Annotated in this window: 14 protein-coding genes and 2 pseudogenes; 12 read left to right on the top strand and 4 right to left on the bottom strand. The window is 62.3% G+C overall.

Features of this window, described 5'->3' with window-relative positions; genetic code table 11:
* The first annotated feature begins 12 nt into the window (after positions 1-12).
* On the top strand, positions 13-807 hold the full coding sequence (gene dapB / locus H0921_RS12750; protein ID WP_194538743.1) for a 4-hydroxy-tetrahydrodipicolinate reductase: 795 nt from the start codon (positions 13-15) through the stop codon (positions 805-807).
* An 84-nt stretch (positions 808-891) separates the two neighbouring features.
* Here dapB and H0921_RS12745 read toward each other — a convergent pair whose 3' ends face one another.
* Positions 892-1,905, bottom strand: coding sequence for a type I phosphomannose isomerase catalytic subunit (locus H0921_RS12745; RefSeq protein WP_194538742.1), 1,014 nt, complete (start codon positions 1,903-1,905; stop codon positions 892-894).
* A 274-nt stretch (positions 1,906-2,179) separates the two neighbouring features.
* On the opposite strand from H0921_RS12745, the gene H0921_RS12740 reads away from it, so the two are divergent.
* A complete protein-coding gene (locus H0921_RS12740; RefSeq protein ID WP_194538740.1) occupies positions 2,180-2,557 on the top strand; it encodes a hypothetical protein in 378 nt (125 codons plus the stop codon).
* Positions 2,558-2,823: 266 nt separating this feature from the next.
* Here H0921_RS12740 and H0921_RS12735 read toward each other — a convergent pair whose 3' ends face one another.
* Positions 2,824-3,543 (bottom strand): hypothetical protein, encoded by a 720-nt coding sequence (locus tag H0921_RS12735; protein WP_194538738.1) that lies wholly within the window; start codon positions 3,541-3,543, stop codon positions 2,824-2,826.
* A 329-nt stretch (positions 3,544-3,872) separates the two neighbouring features.
* On the opposite strand from H0921_RS12735, the gene H0921_RS12730 reads away from it, so the two are divergent.
* Positions 3,873-5,489: an amidophosphoribosyltransferase gene (locus tag H0921_RS12730; protein ID WP_194538913.1), complete on the top strand. Its 1,617-nt coding sequence runs from the start codon at positions 3,873-3,875 to the stop codon at positions 5,487-5,489.
* A gap of 41 nt (positions 5,490-5,530) precedes the next feature.
* On the opposite strand, the gene H0921_RS12725 is transcribed toward H0921_RS12730, so the two are convergent.
* The gene (locus H0921_RS12725) at positions 5,531-6,232 is read right to left on the bottom strand and encodes a nucleotidyltransferase family protein (RefSeq protein ID WP_194538736.1); all 702 of its coding nucleotides are present in this window, start codon (positions 6,230-6,232) and stop codon (positions 5,531-5,533) included.
* Positions 6,233-6,637: 405 nt separating this feature from the next.
* Between H0921_RS12725 and H0921_RS12720 the strand changes: the two genes are divergently transcribed.
* The gene (locus H0921_RS12720) at positions 6,638-6,877 is read left to right on the top strand and encodes a hypothetical protein (protein ID WP_194538735.1); all 240 of its coding nucleotides are present in this window, start codon (positions 6,638-6,640) and stop codon (positions 6,875-6,877) included.
* A gap of 138 nt (positions 6,878-7,015) precedes the next feature.
* On the opposite strand, the gene proS is transcribed toward H0921_RS12720, so the two are convergent.
* Positions 7,016-8,560: a proline--tRNA ligase gene (gene proS, locus H0921_RS12715; RefSeq protein WP_194538734.1), complete on the bottom strand. Its 1,545-nt coding sequence runs from the start codon at positions 8,558-8,560 to the stop codon at positions 7,016-7,018.
* 252 nt (positions 8,561-8,812) lie between these two features.
* Here proS and H0921_RS12710 point away from each other — a divergent pair.
* The 8 genes and pseudogenes from H0921_RS12710 to H0921_RS18545 form a co-directional block, all read left to right on the top strand.
* Positions 8,813-9,583: pseudogene (locus H0921_RS12710) on the top strand (IS5 family transposase).
* A 47-nt stretch (positions 9,584-9,630) separates the two neighbouring features.
* On the top strand, positions 9,631-10,470 hold the full coding sequence (locus tag H0921_RS12705; RefSeq protein WP_194538733.1) for a hypothetical protein: 840 nt from the start codon (positions 9,631-9,633) through the stop codon (positions 10,468-10,470).
* A gap of 202 nt (positions 10,471-10,672) precedes the next feature.
* Positions 10,673-11,044, top strand: a complete 372-nt coding sequence (locus tag H0921_RS12700) for a hypothetical protein (RefSeq protein ID WP_194538732.1) — start codon at positions 10,673-10,675, stop codon at positions 11,042-11,044.
* Between the two features lie 53 nt (positions 11,045-11,097).
* Positions 11,098-11,448: a transposase gene (locus tag H0921_RS12695; protein WP_194538731.1), complete on the top strand. Its 351-nt coding sequence runs from the start codon at positions 11,098-11,100 to the stop codon at positions 11,446-11,448.
* Positions 11,445-11,855, top strand: coding sequence for a transposase (locus tag H0921_RS12690; protein WP_194538729.1), 411 nt, complete (start codon positions 11,445-11,447; stop codon positions 11,853-11,855). The genes H0921_RS12695 and H0921_RS12690 overlap by 4 nt, the downstream gene beginning before the upstream one ends.
* A gap of 558 nt (positions 11,856-12,413) precedes the next feature.
* Positions 12,414-15,971 (top strand): helicase-related protein, encoded by a 3,558-nt coding sequence (locus H0921_RS12685; protein WP_194538720.1) that lies wholly within the window; start codon positions 12,414-12,416, stop codon positions 15,969-15,971.
* On the top strand, positions 15,968-20,149 hold the full coding sequence (locus tag H0921_RS12680; RefSeq protein WP_194538718.1) for a sacsin N-terminal ATP-binding-like domain-containing protein: 4,182 nt from the start codon (positions 15,968-15,970) through the stop codon (positions 20,147-20,149). The genes H0921_RS12685 and H0921_RS12680 overlap by 4 nt, the downstream gene beginning before the upstream one ends.
* A pseudogene (locus H0921_RS18545) lies at positions 20,133-20,348 on the top strand (DUF1156 domain-containing protein); the annotation flags it as partial. The gene H0921_RS12680 and the pseudogene H0921_RS18545, both read left to right, overlap by 17 nt.

Raw genomic sequence — 20,348 nt, 5'->3', positions numbered from 1 at the left:
GGAGTCAGCATTATGAAGGTGCGTCTAGCAGTCAATGGAGCGGCGGGACGTATGGGCCAGAGGATTATTGCCTTGGCTCATCAGGAATCGGACATGCAAGTGGTAGCGGCTATTGATGCCCCCACCAGCCCCGCTCTCGGCCGTGATGCCGGAGAGATAGCAGGGATCGGGACAATTGGTGTGCCTATTACTTCGGAATTGCCTTTGTCTGTGCATCCCGATTGCGTCATCGACTTTTCGACACCCGCTGGAACCAAGTCCATTTTAGCGGTATGCGTGGCGCGCCAGATACCCTTGATCATCGCCACCACAGGCCATAGTGCGGAACAGAAAGCTGAGATTGAAGCCGCAGCGCACCAAACTGCTATTCTCTTCTCCCCCAATATGAGCTTGGTGGTCAACCTGCTCTTTAAGCTCACCCGCATCACGGCAGAAGTGCTCCGCGGTAAGGGGTTCGATGTCGAGATCGTCGAGCGGCACCATCGGTTCAAGAAGGATGCTCCTAGCGGCACAGCCTTGCGCTTCGCCGAGATTATCCGGGAAGTGCAGGGAGGGCGTTTCATCTATGGTCGGGAAGGACTAACCGGGGAGCGGTCGGCTGAGGAGATCGGCATCCATGCTATCCGGGGAGGAGATAACGTCGGAGAACACACGATTATCTTCACGACACTCGGAGAAACGCTGGAACTGGTGCACAAAGGACACAGCCGGGATAGCTATGCGCGCGGGGCTTTGCTTGCAGCGAAGTATCTCGCCAATCGCCCCGCCGGTCGCTACACGATGGACGATGTTTTAGGACTGTCATAATTGGGTTGTCTTCCTAAAGGCCATCGTACCGTGGGCTGATAGCTGTAGCGGCTGATTGCCCACAGGTCTTGGGGCACACAGGGATCAACCGGTGGTTTCCTCTCCCAAACCGCAAACCAGCACAGTGACTGGTTCCGAGAGAGGGGTCAGATGGACGATTCCAAGGGCTGCCGGTATCAGAAGGACATCGCCGGCCGTCAGGGATTCTGTCTGCCCCTCCCATTCCAGGAGGGTCGTTCCTTTCAAAGCAACAAGGATGTGGCAACTGCCTGGATTCCCCACCGCTGCGGGTCCGAATAGAGTCAGACGTTCCAAAGTGAAATAGCGGCAGTGAATCAAGCCTTCACGTCGCAGGGAGCCTTGCATGGCTACCGCGGGTTGAACTGGTTGGCATGGCCCGCGAGACCAGTCGATGCAAGCCAGGGCTTGCTCGACCTGCAAGGGTCGCGGCTGGCCGGTGACAGGATCGACACGGTCCCAATCGTAGAGGCGATAGGTCACATCGCTGGCCTGCTGGATTTCAAAGACCAGCAGTTCCGCCCCCAAGGCATGAACGGTTCCCGCGGGCAGAAAGAGGCAGTCTCCAACCTGGGGGACGAAGTCGTGGAGCGTTTCCGCGACGCGTCCCTCTTGCAAGGCGTGCCGGAAGGAGGCTTCCGTCACTCCGGCATGCAAGCCGGCATAAATCCGGCTCCGTTGCGGATGCCGGTCCAGGACCACCCAAGCTTCGGTCTTACCGCAAGGCCCGGCTCCCATTCGAGCGGCCTGCTCGTCATCGGGATGCACTTGGACCGACAATTCCCGCTGAGCATCGATGAACTTGAGCAACAAGGGGAACTGCCCGGCCTTCCTCCACTGCTGCTGTTGCTGGCCCAGGATGCGATCGGCTTCCCTCTGCAGCAACTCGCGCAGCGTTGCTCCCTTCCAATGGCCGTTGCTCACCACAGTGGCGTTGCCTGGGAGGTCGCTGATCAGCCAGGCTTCTCCAATTGATTGCCGGCCGGGCCAGCTTTGCCGCAACAACGCGGGCAATCGCTGTCCACCCCAGAGCATGCTTTTGAGAATCGGCTCAAATCGCAAGGGGTACAGTGATTGCATGGAAACCTTCCCTTGAAGCTATCTTTCCCAGAACGAAGGGTGCGGCTTAGCCGATCGAGCGCTCGCCGCGATGTTCATCACCCCGTGTGCCACCGTTGGGAAATCATCCGCCACACCGGAGACCGGAACGAATGGTACTTTCCGTCAGGTTATTGCCGGGGGAGACTCGTGAGGACTCTATCTTGCGCAAGTTCGGCAGGGGTGGCGCGTTTCTTGAGTGAAAGTGAATGAGACAGATGACAGGAAACAACCCCCTACACTGAGGAGCATCCCCATGATCCGCATGCCGCTCGTGCTCGCCACTGGTGTTATTCTGGCCTGGACTGCTGCAGAGGCATCCGCCCATCCGCCTGCTGTCATCATCCATCCCACTGTGCCGCCGTTCGGACCGCCGCGCGTACTACCTGTTGCTCCGGTGGTTCCTGGACCGATCGTGTATCCGCCGGTTGGTCCGCTCGTGCCGTCTCCTGTGCTGCCCCCCTTGGTACGGCCGGGCGTGGGGCGTGACTTCGTCGTTTACATTCGCCCCGCTCCCCTGACTCCGTGGACAGTTTACGGCCGTTATGATACCCGTTTGGAAGCTACACGGGTAGCTCGCTGGTTGGAAGCAAGCGGTTATCTGACCCGGATCGATAGCGTCCCTGGCTGGTGAGGAATTTCTGAGGCGCGTGTTTCCAGGATATGTTGGGGACTCTCCGGCACACCATCGCGGAGCATAACTCAGCCGACCCAAGATGGCCCCCAATACGTCAAGGCCCGCCCCGAACCCGGCGGGTCTTTCTGTTTCCCGTTGTTTCCCGCCCCAATACGTTATGAGACGGAAATACTTCGGGAACACCCGGCCGTCAGCCGACTCGCTCTAACATGACTCCACTGTTCCGATGGCATAAAGGAAGCGGGTGTCTAAGAATCATTTGGTCATTTTTTCAGTTTCACGGTAATGGCCAACGGTTCGCTCTGAAGCTGGACAATTCCAAACCCGTCCATTCCTTCTTGGCTTCCTAACGGAGCCGGTTTGATACCGGTGCTGAGTGTAGCCGTTAGCTTGTACGCGCCGCTATCTGTCCAATACGCGAAATGAGAGCGTCCGCGGAAACCACTCGTCAGCTCTGTTACGCGGAAGGCAATGGATTTGCCGGGTGCCAAGGTTTCGGCCCTCGGAATGCGGAATTCACGGGTGAAAGCCAAAGGCGGTGTCAGATTGAGTGCCCCCGTGCCCTCAAGCTTGAGTACGAGACGCACCGGGTCGCCGCTGGTCCAGATTTCCACAGGCTTGTCGCTGATGTTGGTGATTTCCACCGTCACCTCCACCGCCGGTGTCGGCAACGGACGTCCCGACTCGGCAGCCTTTTCCACCTTCTTCTTGTACTCGGCCGGGTTCAAACCGCCCGTATCCAAGATGTACTCGGTTTTGCCCGTGACGGTAATCCGCAGAGGAACGCTCCGCTTGTCCTTGGAGGTGGACTGGGACTGGACCTGGGCCGAACCAGGGGTGGGCTGGGGTTGCTGTTCTCCTCGTGCGGCGAGGGTCAGCCCCATGCTCGCCGCCCAGATCAGGACTGAAGCCTTGATCCAGCGGGCTTTCCTGTTCAGAAATGCCGCGGATTTTCGCGGCATACACACTGTAGTAGATGACATAGTTTAGCCTCCAGGGTCCCAGAAATACGTTGGACTGATACGCTCGATACAGTTGCGAGCCATTCTCCCGTTAGTTTCCAGGTAGCGGATGAGTGAGCTGTCACCTCTGTTTTCCGACGAAGCACCCGCCTGCCAGGATTGTCCGGCACGGAAGTTATAGCAGGTATAAGCAATACTCCCGGAACAAAGGGTGAAAAGATTAGGGTGGGATAGGCCGTTTGGGAATCAGGGGGAGCTTGGCGAGGGAAATCTCCGCTGTCGCAGCCGAACAGCGTCGATAGAATGAATATGGGGGAAACATTTTTCACCAGAATGTGGGCCGACGCGTGATGGACGAATTGCAGCATGAATGCGGCGTGGCGGCGCTGTATTATCTGCCGGGTCACGCCGAGCGGTCGTCGGTCTGGCATGGCGATCCGGAGCAACTGTCGCGGCAAATGCCTCGGATGCTCCTCGACTTACAAAATCGAGGGCAATTGGCGGCGGGAATGACCACCTACAATCCGCAGCGGGAACAGTTGCTCGATACTTACAAGGATGTGGGAACGGTTATCGAGGCGTTCCGGCTCAATCATCCGCATAAGTATGCCAGCATCATGGAGGAATACGCGGGTCGTGCGGCCATCGGCCATACCCGCTATGCCACCTGCGGAGCGACGGATCGCCGGTATGCCCAGCCCTTCGAGCGCCGCCACGGTTGTAAGTGGAAATGGTTTGCCTTCGCTTTCAACGGCCAATTGACCAACTTTGCGGAACTCCGCCGCCAACTCCTCGCCAATCACGATTACCACTTGACCCGCAACAATGATACCGAAGTGATTTTGCATTATCTGGCCCACGAGTTGCGAGGGGATAGCCGTCCGGACCTGGTCGAGGTTTTTGCCCGCCTGGCGGAAAAATTCGATGGCGCTTACAACATCGTCTTTCTTAATGCCCTAGGTGAGATGGTCGTCCTGCGGGACCCCTTGGGCATCCGCCCGATGTGTTATGCCATAGATGGACCGGTTTTCGGGGCCGCCAGCGAAAGTGTGGCTTTGCAAAATCTCGGCTTCCGCAACATTCGCTCCCTGCAACCCGGTGAGTTGATTCTGATCCGTGAAGGGCGGCTCTCTCTGCATCGTTATGTCCGGAAATCACGTCCGGCCCATTGCTTTTTTGAATGGGTCTATTTTGCCAATGTGGCGAGTACCTTGGATGAGCGCAGCGTGTATCTTGTACGGGCCCGCCTTGGAGAAGAACTGGCCCGCCAGGAAAAGGCTTTGGGGCGTGTGCCGCTCGATCCGGCAGATACCATCGTCGTGCCCGTACCGGATACCGGCAAAGCGGCGGCGGATGCCATGGCTTTCGCCTTGGGCTTGCGTTCCGTAGAAGGCCTGATCCGCAATCGTTATGTGGGCCGGACCTTCATCGAGGGAGACAATCGGGCGGACAAGGTCCGCCTGAAGTTTACCCCGTTACGGGAGGTCCTCGCCGGCAAACGGGTGTTGCTAGTCGAGGACTCCATCGTGCGGAGCACGACCTTGAAAAGCCTGCTGCATCACCTCCGGCAGCAAGGTGAAGCCAAAGAGGTCCATGTCCGCGTCGCCTGTCCGCCTATCATCGCCCCGTGCTTTTACGGAATCGATATGAGCACAGTCGGGGAACTGTTTGCCCCACGCTTTCTCAGCGGCAAGACCCCCACCCTCGCCGAGCAAGACGCTATGGCCCAGGAATTGGGAGCGGACAGCCTGTTTTACCTGCCCGTCGATGCGCTGGCGCGGTGCATCGATCTGCCGGCGGATCAGTTATGTCGAGCATGTGTCACCGCGCAATATCCTACCTCCGCCGGCCAGCAGTTGTATCAATTGGCCCTCTTGCGGCGCGATCAGCAACCGGTCAATGGCCGAACCTACGAACAGCCGGAACCGTTGACGTCCTTACCCTCGGTTAGTGCCCCGCCGCAGTAAGCGTTCCTCTCTTCTTGGAACACCCGGCAGCAAGGGATATTTCAACCCAGGTGCCGCACAAGCCAGCGAGTCAAGTCGGCTTGCTGAGCGGCTGCCCATTGCTCCGGGTTGCCGATGGGGATCCAGCCCTGGGCTTCCACGACATAGAAGGGGTATTGCTGGGCTAAAAGGGTGACGGCATCGGTGATTTCGTATTCGCCGCGAGGGGACAAAGGCAACTCTAAGTCGAAAACGCGGTGCGGGAAAAGGTAGGCCCCGATGTTGGCCCATTGAGGGGGCGATAGATCGGTGGGTTTTTCGACGATCCGGTCCAAGGTACCATTTGGGCGGCGGAAGACGATGCCGAACAGATGGGGTGTCGTGACAGGGTGGACGAGCAAGCCTTGCGGCACGGCGGCCAAACGTGTCAGATCGGCAGCACGGATCAGATCGTCTCCGTTGACTACCAGGCAGCGCTCGCTCGCCACATGGGGACGGCAGGACATCAAGGCATGCCCCGTCCCCCGCGGTTGTTCCTGATAGACGCTCACCCAGTAGCGAATATGTCGTTGCTTGCGAAGATAATCCTCGATCTGTTCCGCCAGGTGATGGACGACGACGATCAAGCGTTCTACCGGCGGCAAAGCGGCCAGAATCCAATCCAGAATCGGCCGTCCCTGGACGGGGAGCAAAGGTTTCGGAGTCGTGGCAGTGTAAGGCCGCAATCGCGTTCCCTGACCGGCAGCCAGTACGATCGCTTCCATGCCGAACCTCCCGTTTGCTCCGCTGAACTTGGATCTTTGGGGAATACAACTCACCGGTACCCCAGTTCCCTAGCCGGTTGTTCGCCTTTTCTTGGACAACGTTCCGGTCACCATGTTTTGCCCCTGGGGGGGTTCTCCTGGCAAACTGGAGTTGTCCTAGATAAAAGGGAGGGCAAATGCCAGAACGGGCAAAAAGGGTGAAGTCCCCCAACACGCTGGGCCGATGGTAAAACTGTCGGGTTGGGAAAGCAGGAGTTGACCCGGCTCGATGAGTGGGTAGTTCGCAGCGGAAGCGGGCTATCGCAGCGTTTTATCTTTCCCCGGTGTCGCTGGTGCTGAACCGTTCCGGAGCTGCGTCAGCGATGCTGTGTGAACCCCACGGCAATCCCACGGATGGGTCAGTCCATGAAACGATATTATCTCCTGGTTGCAAGCGTTTGTCTCGGCGGCGTACTGGCCGCCGGTTGTCAGCATATTGGCGGGAAACATGATTGCGGCTACCACCCTAGCGACTATGTGCTTCCTGCGCCGAGCCTGCCGTATCCGTCTGCTCCTGCACCGGGAACCCAGCCGCCCAAGGCGAAGGCCGAAGGATCGGTGATGTCTCCCGCTCCTTTGTCGCCGACCTCGGATGCCGGTTATTGAGGTTCTCGTACGTGGAGTGGCCGCGCCGCCCTTCGGGATTCCCGGAGCGGCGGCGCGTTACTTTTTCCCAATCTCTATTGTTGTCATGCTTTTTTGCCAGGAGGATAACAGGAGGGAACCGTTGCGGCCCCGATTGCTCTAATACGCCCGAGCGAAGACGACCGGTCGGGCTGAGGGCTTACCCGTGAAGATGCATCGACCGGGTTCCTGAGGACCATCGAAGGGCAGGCAGCGGATCGTCGCCTTGAATTCCTTCTGCACCCACTCTTCCGTTTCCCGCGTGCCGTCCCAATGGGCATATACGAACTTGAGGGCGTTCCACGGTAGCTCTTCGCTGTCGCCGCTGCGCAGGGGGAATAGATCGCGGAACTCATCAAGACTGCGAGCTGTCACTGTGCGGGCATCCCGATATTGCTTGGCTCGCTCATACAATGACTTCTGGATGTCACGCAAGAGGTGGTCGATCTGGTCGGCAGCACCCTCCAGAGGAACACCCATCTGCTTCCCCTCCTTGCCAGGCCGATCCCGCCGAGCTAGGACGCAGGCCCCTTTCTCGATATCCTTGGGACCAATTTCCACACGGACGGGGACCCCACGCACTTCGTATTCGGCGGCCCGGTACCCGATTTGTTTGTCGTACATGGTATCGATGTGAACCGCGAGCGGTTCATAGCCGTAAAATTCGTCGCGCGGCCGGTCCCGCAAGGCACGCGCCAAGCGCTCTGCTGCTTCCCGGCAGGGCCGACGCTCCTCCTCATTCCGTCCCAACGGGCAGATCACCACATGGATCGGTGCCAACCGGGGAGGAACCACCAGACCTTGGTCATCCGAGTGGGTCATGATCAAACCCCCGATCAGACGCGTGCTCACACCCCAACTGGTCGCCCACGCATACTCCTGCTGGTTCTGCTCGTTGGTGAAGGTAACATCAAACGCCTTGGCAAAGTTCTGGCCCAGGAAATGACTGGTACCGGCCTGTAACGCCTTGCCATCCTGCATCATCGCTTCGATACACAGAGTGTACACCGCGCCGGGAAACTTCTGCCCTTCCGTCTTCGGCCCCACCAGCACGGGCATGGCCATATACTCCTCCGCAAACTTCTGGTAAACTCGCACCATGCGGTGGGCTTCCTCCTCGGCCTCCTTTTGGGTAGCGTGGGCCGTATGGCCTTCTTGCCACAAAAACTCCGCCGTGCGCAGAAACAGGCGTGTTCGCATTTCCCAGCGGACCACATTAGCCCATTGATTGATCAGCAAAGGCAAATCCCGATAGCTCTGAATCCACTTCTTGTAGGTGTGCCAGATGATGGTTTCCGAAGTCGGGCGAACAACCAGCGGTTCTTCCAACCGCGCCTCGGGATCCACCTCCAGCCGTCCGCCTTTCTCCGCCTTCAATCGATAGTGCGTGACGACAGCGCACTCCTTGGCAAACCCCTCGGCCATTTCCTCTTCTCGTGCCAAATAACTCAGAGGGATAAAAAGCGGGAAATAGGCATTGACATGCCCGGTCTCTTTAAACAGGCGATCTAGACCCCGCTGCATCTTCTCCCAAATGGCGTACCCATTCGGTTTGATAACCATGCACCCGCGAACGTCGGAGTTGTCCGCCAGTCCCGCCTGCTTGACCACATCCAGATACCACTGCGGATAATCCTGAGCGCGGGGGGTAATGACTTCGGCCATGCTTTCATCTCCTCGTATCCGATGACCCCACCAACAAGCAAGCCCGGAGAGCAAACCCTAAACATTCAGGCGCCAGGCATTCTCCCCTAGCCACTGTTACCACTATGCTGCCCGGCCCGTGTGCAGAATAAGGTAGTGACCAGCATGTTCCCAGAGGATGTGTCTCTCTGGGGACCGGTCCTGACTAGAAGTTATCTCATAAATACATGAGACTGGTGTATACTATGATCACTACGATGATGAAGGTGAGCGATGGATCTGACAGACGAACAGTGGGCGGTGTTAGAGCCACTCTTGCCCCAAAAGGAGCGTCTCCCGATGGGCAGGCGGGGCCGTACCGGGAGGAATCCCCCGGAGGTGCTGAACGGCATCTTGGGGATGCTGCGCACCGCTGCGCCGTGGAAAAGACTTGCCGAAGCGATATCCCCTACACCAGACCTGCCATCGCCGCTTCCGGCGTTGGATGAGGATAGGGGTCATGGAGGCGATCCTGCACGCCCTGACGGAAGACCGGAAGGCGCGGGGAGGCCTCGATCTCCAGGAGGGCTTCATCGATGGCACCTTCGGGGTCGCGAAAAAGGGGGCGATGGAGTGGGAAAGACCCAGCGGGGCAAAGGGACGAAGCTCATGGCAGTGGCAGACGGCACTGGTTTTCCGATCGCCGTAGGCGTCACGAGTGCTCGCCCGCACGAAGTGACGCTCGTTGAGCACACGCTGGCGGCCTGCTTCGCCCCCGAATAGCCCAGGAAACGGATCGGCGATCGGGCTTATGACAGCGACCCGCTGGACACCCGCTTGGCTGAACGTGGGATCGAGATGATTGCGCCCCACCGGGGCAACCGACGCCAGCGACGCACCCAGGATGGCCGTAAGCTGCGCCGTTACAAGCGGCGTTGGAAGATCGAGCGCTTGTTCGCCTGGTTGAGCAACTTTCGACGGCTGGTGGTTCGTTACGAGCGCCATCGGGTCAACTACCTCGGCTTCGTGCAGCTTGCCTGCATCCTCCTCTTGCTGCGAAACTAGTTATGAGATGACTTCTAGCCAGTTCGAGTTTTGGGACAGTGTGGGGTGTGAGCCGCAGTTGGACCAACGAGGGGGCGTATAGTCAGGGTCAAAATGTGGGTCGGGGCTGGATCATTGCCGAGACGCCGTCACTGATTCGGGAGGTGGATCCTCTCACGGGGAGTGAGGTGCTCACGGTGGTGCGGGGTGGGGCACTCCAGTGGGTTTATGACCGCCGGGAAGATGGTGCGTATGTGGGCCGCGGGGGCGTGCTGGAGAGTCTGGTGTATGATGCGGTCACGGGACGGTATGAGTGGATCACACCAGATGGCCGTCGGGTGTGGTTTTGGGATTTTGATGCGAGTCGTCCGGTGCAGCAGCGGGGTCAGTTTGTTCGCTTTGAGGACAGTCGGGGGAATGTCACGGAGGTGACCTCGGTGCGGGAGGATGGGCGGATTGAGGAGGTGCAGCGTTGGGGTCAGGTGGACGGAGTAACGGTGACCGAGTCGTATCTGTTCAGCTACATTCCGGCGGGGGTGAATGCGGGGCGGATTGCCTCGATCACGCAGCGTCGCCGGGAGGGTGAGGGAGCGTGGAGCGTCATCCGGCAGGCGGAGTACATCTACTACGACGGCGTCGAGCCGCACGGCAGCGCCGGGGATTTGAAGAAAGTCGTGCTCCGGGATGCGGCAGGGGCAATTCTGGGCACAAGCTATTATCGCTATTACGTGGCTGGGGAGAGCAACGGCTACGAAGGGGGGTTGAAGTTCGTCTTCCGGCCTGCGTCGTATGCCCGGCTACTGATCAATCCTTTACTTGGTAGTAGCTTATCAAAAAGTAGGTCATCAAGGGTTTCGCACAGTTCGCAAAACCGGGGTGTAACTAGATTCTCTGGGGGTGGGGGCTGAACCCGCGAGGTGTTTCCCCAGACTAGCAGAGCTGCCCGGCAGAGAACCCCCAGAAAATCTGGTTGCACCCTCCGCCTCGGGTGTAACTAGATTCTCTGGGGGTGGGGGCTGAACCCGCGAGGTGTTTCCCCAGACTAGCAGAGCTGCCCGGCAGAGAACCCCCAGAAAATCTGGCTACACCCTAACAGTGGGGAGAAAAGCAATGACTTCACATGAGATTGAAAAATTGATATACGACACGCTGTACTATCGTCGCATAGATCCCAATAGGCAATGTTTGCAAGTTAATCTTGCAAGACTAGAGCTTGAAAGACAATCCGCTGAGGTCTTGCCGCAAATTGAATATGTGCTGAGGACTGTGGTTGCTAAGGCCCCGCCGCCAGCACGGCGGAGGATTGTATTTGCAAGCGGTGATGAGGATTGGTTCGAGGAAACTCCTTTTCCCGGACTCAGCGATCTGCTGGGAGCGTACATGCGGATCGGCTCGAAGCATGACGTTGCCAGGGTCGTTGGTTTCCTGCGTAGAGATCATTTCAAAACTGGGTATTGGCTGGGAGCGGTGATGTTGTTCTAATGATCGGTGAAAGGAGCCGATCATGTCACGGAGGACCAAACGCGTGTTGACCGATGAGCAATGGCAACGCATCGCCCCCTTGCTGCCGCAGCATCCCCCCCTCCCCCAAAGGCGGTCGGCCACGAGCCGACGACCGGGAGTGCTTGGAGGGGCTACTCTGGCTGCTCCGCACGGGAGCACGCTGGCAGGACATCCCTCCCGACCTGCCCTCGGGCAGCACCTGCTGGCGACGCCTGCGGGAGTGGGCCCGCGAAGGAATCCTGGAAGACATCCAGGCCGTGCTGGTCGAGCAACTCGCCGAACTGGGTCGGGTGGACCTCAGCGAACTGTTCGCCGACGCGACGTTCATCCGCGCCAAAAAAGGGGCGACGACGTCGGTAAAACCAAGATTGGCAAAGGGATGAAGCTGGAGGTCGTCATCGACGCCACGGGCCTGCCCCTGGGTCTGGCGGCCGCTGGCGCCGCGGTGTCTGAGCCGAAGCTGCTGTTGCCGGCCCTGAAAGATGTCCCGCTGGAGGTGCCCGCCGGCACGCCCGTGATCGCCGACAAGGGCCACGACGCGGACGCGTTGCGGGACGAGATCGAGGCCGCGGGGCTGGTCCCGGTGATTCCGCACCGTCGGAACCGGTCGCGGCCGTCGCGGAACGATGGCCGTCGGCTGCGGCGATACCGGCGGAGGTGGTTGATCGAGCGGACCCATGCTTGGCTTCACGGTGACCGCGGCCTTGCGGTTCGTTGGTGCTATGACTCGTTCATGTACGTGGGTCTGGTCTACTTGAGCTTCATTCATCTGGCCTTACGGCGGTTTTGAAACAGTCTCTAGGATGTTTTGCACGCGATCACGAGCACACTGTTGTATCCAGCGAAGCGATGGCCTCCCTGCACTAGTCTCCTGCACATGTTGAGGCGGATAACCGCATGACTTTTGAAACACCGTCTAATCAAACAAGCCAAGGAGGCGATCGTCCTCGTCCCTTGTCGAGGTCCCTACACTGGCACAACTGCTAGCGGCAGGGGAACTGCAACTTTTTGCCCCAAACGGTGGATTGAGTCTAACCTCTGGGGGTAATATGACGTACCTTTTGAAGCATCGGGGTATATGGCACTCTAGACGGACAGAGAATTGCTATGCACTCCTGTTGCCAAGCCGTTACTCTGAACGCAGTACACTTTGATCTGGAACTGGAGTAAATGATGGCTACTTGCCTCATTTTATTTGCGCATGATAAGTGGCAGGGTATGATAAAAACAGACGAATTGAATTTATTGCCATGCAACCCATCTCTGGGGTGGCTCTGAAGCAGTTTAGGCTTTTGCTCGAAAAGGAATCTGTTGATAACACACGCTTTCACTTGTGTTGAGATCGACCATGGCGCCTCTTGAGAGCCTGCAACCTCACGTTGTGGTACGGGGAATTCTGCCCCACACATTGATTACAGTGATCAACGTTCAGTGGTATGGGAGCCAGGCTGTGGAGCTTACCTACAAGGACCCCACTGGCCGGGTCGACAACATTCTCCTCTATCGGAGCGACGAATCCCGGCTGGAGGTCGTGGAGGCCGGCCGCCCCTGGAGTTTCGATGGAGACGGGGCCCTCTTCCGTCTGGTCTCCGAGGCGCACCGCATTCGCCTAGCGCATCTGTTCGATCCCCTGCTCGCCGTGCATACCTCGGTCATCGACCCGTTGCCGCACCAAATCACCGCCGTATACGAGGCGATGCTCCCGCGGCAGCCGTTGCGGTTCCTCCTCGCTGACGACCCGGGAGCCGGGAAGACCGTCATGGCGGGTCTCCTCATCAAGGAGCTCATGGTGCGGGGGGACCTCCAGCGCTGCCTCATCGTGTGTCCCGGGAATCTCGTCGAGCAGTGGCAGGACGAGCTGTACCGCCGGTTCCAGCTCCCCTTCGAGATCGCCACCAACGACAAGCTTGAGGCCGCCCGCACCGGCAACTGGTTCCTGGAGAACGACCTCGTGATCGTGCGGCTGGACAAGTCCGCCCGCGACGAGTCGGTCCAGGCGAAACTCGCCGCGCCGGAGTGCCGGTGGGACCTCGTGGTGGTGGACGAGGCCCACAAGATGTCCGCAACGTTCTTCGGCGGCGAGGTCAGGTACACCAAGCGGTACAAGCTTGGCCAGCTCCTGTCCGGCCTCACCCGGCACTTCCTCCTGCTGACAGCTACACCCCACAACGGCAAGGAAGAGGACTTCCAGCTCTTCCTGGCTCTTTTGGACGGCGACCGGTTCGAGGGCCGCTTTCGGGACGGCGTGCATCAGGTCGATGTCTCCGACCTCATGCGGCGGATGCTCAAGGAAGAGTTGGTGAAGTTCGACGGGACGCCGCTGTTCCCCGAGCGGTTCGCGCACACGGTGCCGTTCCGGCTCTCGGAGCTCGAAACGTGGCTGTACAAGGAGGTCACGGACTACGTCCGGGAGGAGTTTAACCGGGCGGACGCCCTGGACGACGAACGTCGGGCGGGCACCGTCGGGTTCGCCCTCACGATCCTGCAGCGCAGGCTGGCTTCCTCTCCCGAAGCCATCTATCAGTCCCTCCGACGGCGCCGGGAGCGGCTTGAAAAGCGCCTCCGAGAGCTGGAACTGCTGCAGCGGGGCACCGCAGTAGTAGCACCGACCCTGGACCCGGGGGAGATCGAAGACCTGGAGGACGCCCCGGAAGAGGACCTGGAGCAGGCCGAGGAGGAGGTCCTCGACCAGGCCACCGCCGCCCGGACCACCCAGGAGCTGCGGGCTGAGATCGCCACCCTCCGCTGCCTGGAATCGCTCGCAGAACAGGTCCGGCGCAGCGGCGAAGACCGCAAGTGGCGGGAGCTGGCCGACCTCCTGGACACTGTCTTCACCCCTGCGGCCCTCGCGGGGCAAGTGCGGGAGGGGTCCGCGCCTTACCGCGAGGCTCCCCGGCCAGCACCCTCGCCCCACCAGAAGCTCGTCATCTTCACCGAACACCGCGACACCCTGAACTACCTGGTGGAGCGGGTCCGGACCCTGATGGGCCAGGCGGAGGCCGTGGTGTACATGCACGGGGGTATGGGGCGGGAGGAGCGGCGCAAAGCCCAGGAGGCGTTCCTCTATGACCCCACCGTCCGGGTACTCGTGGCCACCGACGCTGCGGGCGAGGGCATCAACCTCCAGCGCGCTCACCTCATGGTCAATTATGACCTCCCGTGGAACCCGAACCGCATTGAGCAGCGCTTCGGTCGCATCCACCGCATCGGTCAGAACGAGGTCTGCCACCTGTGGAACCTCGTGGCCATGGAGACCCGGGAGGGCGACGTCTACCTGACCCTGCTCAGGAAGCTTGAGGAGGCGCGGAAGGCCCTGGGTGGACGGGTGTTCGACGTGCTCGGAAAACTACGGTTCGAGGGTCGTCCCCTTAAGGACTTCCTCATCGAGGCCATCCGGTGCGGCGAGCGGCCCGAGGTCCGGGATCGGCTCACGCGGGCCGTGGAAGGGGCTCTGGACGTGCGGCGGCTGCAGGAACTCGTGGAGGAGCGTGCCCTTGCCCACGAGGTGATGGACGAACCCCGGCTGCGCCGGATCCAGGAGGACATGCAGCGGGCCGAGGCGCGGCGGCTCCAGCCCCACTACATCGAGTCGTTCTTCCTGGAAGCGTTCCGGCGCCTGGCCGGCACCGTCTGCCTGCGGGAGCCGAGGCGCTACGAGGTGACCCACGTGCCCGCGGTGGTCCGCCAGCGCGACCGGGAGATCGGAGGTCGCGAACCGGTCCTGTCCCGCTACGAGCGGATCACCTTCGAGAAGGACCTCATCGCTCCCCCGGCCCAACCTATGGCCGCCTTCATCTGCCCCGGCCATCCGCTTCTGGACGCGGTAATCGACCTCACCCTGGAGCGCCACCGGGACCTCCTCCGTCGCGGGACGATGCTCGTGGACGACCGTGACCCGTCGGACAGCCCGCGGCTCGTGTTCTACCTGGAGCACGCCGTCCAGGACGCGAGCCTCACGCCCTCCGGGGAGCGACGGGTGGTCTCACGCCGGATGCTGTACGTGGATGTGGACCGGCACGGGAACGTCCGGAACCTGGGTTACGCGCCCTACCTGGACTACCGGCCCCTGCGGGAGGACGAGCCGAGGCCGGAGGCCGTCCTGGTGCGACCGGAGTGCGCGTGGATCGGGGAAGGACTGGAAGCCCTCGCCCTAGAGTACGCGGTCGCCCGCCTCGTGCCCGAGCACTTGGAGGAGGTCCGAGCGCGTCGGCTGGAGTGGATCGAGAAAACCCGGGCCGCGGTGAAGGACCGCCTGACCAAGGAGATTGCCTACTGGGACCACCGGGCCGAGGAGCTGCGCTTGCAGGAGGAAGCCGGAAAGCCCAATGCCCGCCTGAACTGGCAGGAGGCGCGCCGTCGGGCTAACGAACTCGATGCCCGCCTGCAGCGGCGCATGGAGCAGCTGGACCGCGAGGCGCAGATCTCGGCCGCCCCTCCGGTGGTGGTGGGCGGCTTTGTGGTGGTCCCGGCCGGGCTGCTGGCGCAGATGACCGGCCGTGCGGCTCCTGCGGCCGGAGACACGGCCGACCGACTGGCGGTGGCCGCCCGCGCTCGAGCTATCGTCATGGAGGTGGAGCGGCGCCTGGGCTATGAGCCTGTGGACCGGGAGGCGGACCAGGTGGGCTACGACATTGAGAGCCGCGACCCGCGAACCGGCCGGCTCCGGTTCATCGAGGTCAAGGGCCGGGAGAGCGGAGCCGAGGTCATCTCGGTGACCCGCAACGAGGTCCTCACGGCCTTGAACAAGCCCGACGACTACATCCTGGCCATCGTGGAGTTCCTGGATGGGGGGGGCCACCGGGTCCACTACGTCCGCCGCCCCTTCCAGCGAGAGCCGGACTTCGGCGTCACGAGCGTGAACTACGATTTCGCGAGCCTCCTGCAGCGGGGGGAGATGCCGTCATGACCCAGCCGCCGCCCTACTTCGAGCGGGTCCGTCGCAAGGCCACAGAGCGCTGGGACCAACTGGAGCGGGACTCGGAATTAGCTGCTCCATGGCACCAGCTCTTCCGGCAGGTGCAAAGCCCGCGCCATGTCCTGTCGGAGCTCATCCAGAACGCCGACGACGCGGGTGCGACCGAGGCGAGCGTCCGGATCGAGGAGGGTGCCTTCGTTTTCGAACACAACGGCAAGGATTTCACCGAGGAACAGTTCGAATCGCTGTGCCGGTTCGGGTTTTCGAACAAGCGGCACCTACACACCATCGGGTTCCGGGGCATCGGGTTCCGTAGCGTCTTCAGCCTGGGCGACGCCGTCGAGGTATATTCTCCGACCCTGGCCGTTCGCTTCCATCGGTCGCGGTTCACCGAGCCGCAGTGGCTGGAGGACGGAATCAGCGGCGATGGAAGGACGCTCATCCGCGTCCCCTTGCGGGACGAGTTGGTACGGGAAGAGCTCGAAGAGAGAATCCGGACCTGGATCGACGCGCCGCTCTCGCTGCTCTTCCTCCGCAACGTGCGGCGCCTTCGCATCGAGGGAAGCGATCTTCGCTGGAGCAGCGACGGCCCAGGCCCGACGGCCAACAGCGAGTGGCTGACGCTGCCTGGGACCCGGACGCGCGTCCTGCTGATCCGCTCGGAGGAGGAGCCGTTCCCGCAGGAAGCGCTCGCCGAGCTTCAGGAGGAACGCCTGCTCCGGGAGGCTGAGGAGCTCGCGCCGTTCCCGCCGTGCCGGGTGGAGATCGCCCTCGGCGCCGACGGGGGATTGTTCGCCGTCCTCCCCACCGGGGTCGAGCCCCCGCTCCCGTTCGCCTGCAACGGGCCCTTCGTCCAAGACCCTGGGCGGACCGGAATCAAGGATCCGGAGGTTTCTCCCACCAACCGGTGGCTGCTCCGCCGGATCGGGCGGCTCGCCGCCGAGACGATGCTGGCATGGCTGCAGCGCGCGGAGCTTCCCGAGGAGGAGCGAGCGCGGGCGTACTCCCTCCTGCCGAGTACCGCGCAAACCCGCAGCGGAACGCTGGCGGGGAGCTGCGCCGCGGCAGTCCGCGCCGCCTTCGACGAGCGAATCAGGGGCGAGCCGTACGTGCTCACCACGGAAGGCGAGCTCGCCCGAGCAGGGGAGGCGATCGCCGTCCCCGCGCCGCTGCTCGACGTCTGGTCCGGGCCTCAGGTGGCGGCGGTGTTCGCCAGGGCGGGGACGCCGGTCGCATCGAAGCACATCGGGGAGGAGGCGGCGGCGGAGCTCGCGCAGCGGCGGGCCGTACGAACCTACAGCGTTGACGACTTCGTCGAGCGAGTCCGCTACACCAGCCCGCCTCGCCCGGACTCCCTCGCCCAGGTGGTGCAGCTCTGGGCGTTCCTCTGGGAGCCGATTCGGCGCTGGTGGTTGCCGCAGCCGAAGGAGCTTCGGATCGTGCCGGTCGAGGGCCGCGAGGCCCTCCTGGCGGCAGAGCAGGTATTGCGGCTCGATCGCAGCGGCAGCCTCGGCTCGTCGGACGAGCACGCCTTCTTGTCGAAGCTGGTGAACATCATGGACCGGGAGCTGGGGCAGTACCTCGGAAGGGACGCTCCAGCGGGAGACGCCCAGGCCGACATCGACGAGGACACGCGCCGGAGGGCCCGAGACGTCCTGGAGCACCTCGGGCTCGACGAGCCCACGGACCGCGCCAAGGCCATCGACCTGGCAGCACAGACGCTCTTTGCAGGCTCGGTCGTCGACCATACCTCAGCGGTCGCCCTCGCGCAGCTCGCGGCGAAGTGGGGCGTAAGGGTCGGAAAATCGTTTCGCTACATCACCCGGTCGGGAGCCGTCCGCAATCCGGAAGAGGTCCTGTACGACCCGGACGGTACGGTCGAGGATCTCCTGCCTCCCGCCGCGCGGGAGGTGCTGCTTTCGGACGACTACAGCGCCGAACTCTTCTGCTCGGCACCGGAGTGGCGGGAGTGGCTGCGGAGCGGCAAGGCGGGCGTGCGGAGGTTTCCGCTTCCATCAAATGAAAAGAGGTGGGTGTACGGGAGGCAATTCATCGAGGAGGAGCTCGCTCGACGGGGCATCTCTGGAAATTTGGAGTACCGGTATGTTACCCACGATTTTGTAATCGAAGATTATGATTGGCGAGAAGAGTACTGGCGCTACTGGGAGGAGCGCGAGGGCGAACAGCCGGCAATCTGGGCGGCGATCCTGGACCTCGTGGCGGAGGAGATCGCCGCCGGCGACGCCGTCCTCTCCGCCCGCGCCTTCCAGGTGAGCACCTCTCGGAGGGAGCGCCCGGTCGTCAGCGAACGCATCCCCGCACGCTGGATCCTCCGCCTCCGCGAGAAGCCGTGCCTGCGCGATACCGAAGGGTTCTGCCGGCTGCCCGCCGCGCTCCTCCGCCGCACGCCGCAGACCGAACCCTTCATCGGCATCGAGCCGTTCGTCGAACGGACGATGGACAGCGAGAAGACCGCCGACCTCCTCGACCTCCTCGGAGTGAGCACGCAGCCGCCCAGCCCGGAATGGCTGATCGTCCGCCTGGAAGCCCTGGCCAAGGCGCAGCGCCCTCCGGCTGCAGAGCTCGAAAAGCTGTACCGACGGCTGGACGACCTCGTGGCAACGTGCTCCCGGGAGGACCTCGAACGCGTCCGGGAGCGGTTCAGGACCGGGAAGCTCATCTACAGCACGAGCGGGACCTGGGAAACTGCCCGCGGGGTCTTCCTCGAACTCGGCGAGGGCGACCCCCCTGAGGTGCCTCTCGTCTGGGAGCGCGTGCGCGGCCTCACCCTGTGGACGAAGGTCGGGGTGGAGACGCGGCCGACCGTGGAACACATCGTGGCCTGGGTCCGCAGCCTCCCCGTCGGCGGACGCCTCCCCGATCCGGACGAGAAGCGCCTCCGGGCGACGCTCCGCCGCTTCCCTGCCGCCGTCTGGGAGCAGGTCGGCTGCTGGCTCAGCCTCTCCGGCGAGTGGGTGCCGCTCGAACAGCTCCGCTACGCAGCGACCGATTCCGCCGCCTTCCCGTACGACCGGCTGTTCGAGCCGGTTCGGCGGCAGGTCGCCGATCTCCGCATGCTGGGGAGCGCGGTCTCCGCTTCGCCGCCCTTCAGCGAGGTTCCCCGCCTCACCGATGCCCTCGAAGAGCGGCTCGCCGATCAGCCCGGCGTGCGCGAGGAAGCCGCTCGGACGCCCGCATGGCTCACCGCCTTCGGGGAAACCCTCGCCCGCGTCCGGTTCGCCGAGGAAGTGGAAACGGCGCGCGTGCGCGGTCTGGCACGCGAGCTCGCCGGAACGCGTGTCCGCATCGTGAGCGGGCTCAGGGTCATCCCCTATCTCGACGGAAACCCCGCCGGCGACCCTCGCGAGGCCGACACCTTCTGGGACGGCCGCACCCTCTCCGTGCAGGACCTCCCCAGAGCGAAAATGGCGCGCTGCGTGCCGGCGGCGCTGGCCCAGCGATTCGGTCGCCCCGACATCCGCGAGGCGCTCTTCTACAGCTACGAGCGCGATCCCGCGCTCGTCCGCACCTACCTGGAGGAGAACTTCGACCTCGAGCCCCTTGACGACCGGTCCCTCCCTGGCGGCCGCGAGCCGGAAGAAGGACGCGAGGGAGCCCTTCCCGTCCCGGTCCAGGTGGCTGCGCCGTCGCGTAGTCGGGCAGACGCCTTGACGACAGCGATTCCGGCGTCAGAATTCGACCAAGGAGACGAGGCTTCTGAGGACGGAGAGCCCGTGTCCCGGCGACGCCAGCGCAGGCTGCCGCGCGCGGCCGGCGACGCCAAGACGCTCCTCATCGAGCGGTATGCCAACGCGCTGGGCTTCCTCTCCGACGGGTCCGGCGGTTTCGTCCGCCCCGACGGCGCGACGCTGCACCGCACCAACGGCGAGCGCTTTCCGTGGGTGCTCCGCCCGGGCGACGGCGGCCCGGCCCGCTACCTGTGGCCGGAAGCGGCCTGTCTCGAACGAGAGCCACTCGAGCTTGAGTACGACGTCTGGCTTCTCCTCCGCGAGCGGCCTGGCGATTACTCCCTTGTCGTCGAAGGCGCCGACGGCGAACCGCTCGAGCTGACCGGGCAGAAGCTCGCCGACATGATCAACAAGGAGGGAACATTCCAGGTCTTCCCAGCATCCGTTCGTTTGGTGCGAAGCGATGACTCCCACAGGTAAACCAAAGAAACTGATCGAAGTCGCCCTCCCCTTGGCCGAGATCAACGACGCCTCGGCCTACGACAAGATGTCCGGCATCGGGCCGCATCCCAAGGGCATCCACCATTGGTAGGCACGCCTACCCCTGCCGGTTGCCCGTGCCGTCTTGTTTGTCTCGGTCGTGGATGACCCCTCCAGCCACCCGGACCGCTTCCCCACC

Source organism: Thermogemmata fonticola (assembly GCF_013694095.1).
Classification (GTDB): Bacteria; Planctomycetota; Planctomycetia; order Gemmatales; family Gemmataceae; genus Thermogemmata; species Thermogemmata fonticola.
The sequence above is the reverse complement of the archived record's forward strand: the minus strand, read 5'-3'. Positions and strand labels throughout refer to the sequence as shown.

What these genes read in the sequence shown, in the direction of transcription:
- H0921_RS12680 (WP_194538718.1), top strand. Translation starts at nt 15,968, where the DNA reads ATGACCCAGCCGCCGCCCTACTTCGAGCGGGTCCGTCGCAAGGCCACA.
- dapB (WP_194538743.1), top strand. Translation starts at nt 13, where the DNA reads ATGAAGGTGCGTCTAGCAGTCAATGGAGCGGCGGGACGTATGGGCCAG.
- H0921_RS12720 (WP_194538735.1), top strand. Translation starts at nt 6,638, where the DNA reads ATGAAACGATATTATCTCCTGGTTGCAAGCGTTTGTCTCGGCGGCGTA.
- H0921_RS12745 (WP_194538742.1), bottom strand. Translation starts at nt 1,905, where the DNA reads ATGCAATCACTGTACCCCTTGCGATTTGAGCCGATTCTCAAAAGCATG.
- H0921_RS12730 (WP_194538913.1), top strand. Translation starts at nt 3,873, where the DNA reads ATGGACGAATTGCAGCATGAATGCGGCGTGGCGGCGCTGTATTATCTG.
- H0921_RS12735 (WP_194538738.1), bottom strand. Translation starts at nt 3,543, where the DNA reads ATGTCATCTACTACAGTGTGTATGCCGCGAAAATCCGCGGCATTTCTG.
- H0921_RS12690 (WP_194538729.1), top strand. Translation starts at nt 11,445, where the DNA reads ATGAAGCTGGAGGTCGTCATCGACGCCACGGGCCTGCCCCTGGGTCTG.
- proS (WP_194538734.1), bottom strand. Translation starts at nt 8,560, where the DNA reads ATGGCCGAAGTCATTACCCCCCGCGCTCAGGATTATCCGCAGTGGTAT.
- H0921_RS12685 (WP_194538720.1), top strand. Translation starts at nt 12,414, where the DNA reads ATGGCGCCTCTTGAGAGCCTGCAACCTCACGTTGTGGTACGGGGAATT.
- H0921_RS12740 (WP_194538740.1), top strand. Translation starts at nt 2,180, where the DNA reads ATGATCCGCATGCCGCTCGTGCTCGCCACTGGTGTTATTCTGGCCTGG.
- H0921_RS12695 (WP_194538731.1), top strand. Translation starts at nt 11,098, where the DNA reads ATGAGCAATGGCAACGCATCGCCCCCTTGCTGCCGCAGCATCCCCCCC.
- H0921_RS12725 (WP_194538736.1), bottom strand. Translation starts at nt 6,232, where the DNA reads ATGGAAGCGATCGTACTGGCTGCCGGTCAGGGAACGCGATTGCGGCCT.
- H0921_RS12700 (WP_194538732.1), top strand. Translation starts at nt 10,673, where the DNA reads ATGACTTCACATGAGATTGAAAAATTGATATACGACACGCTGTACTAT.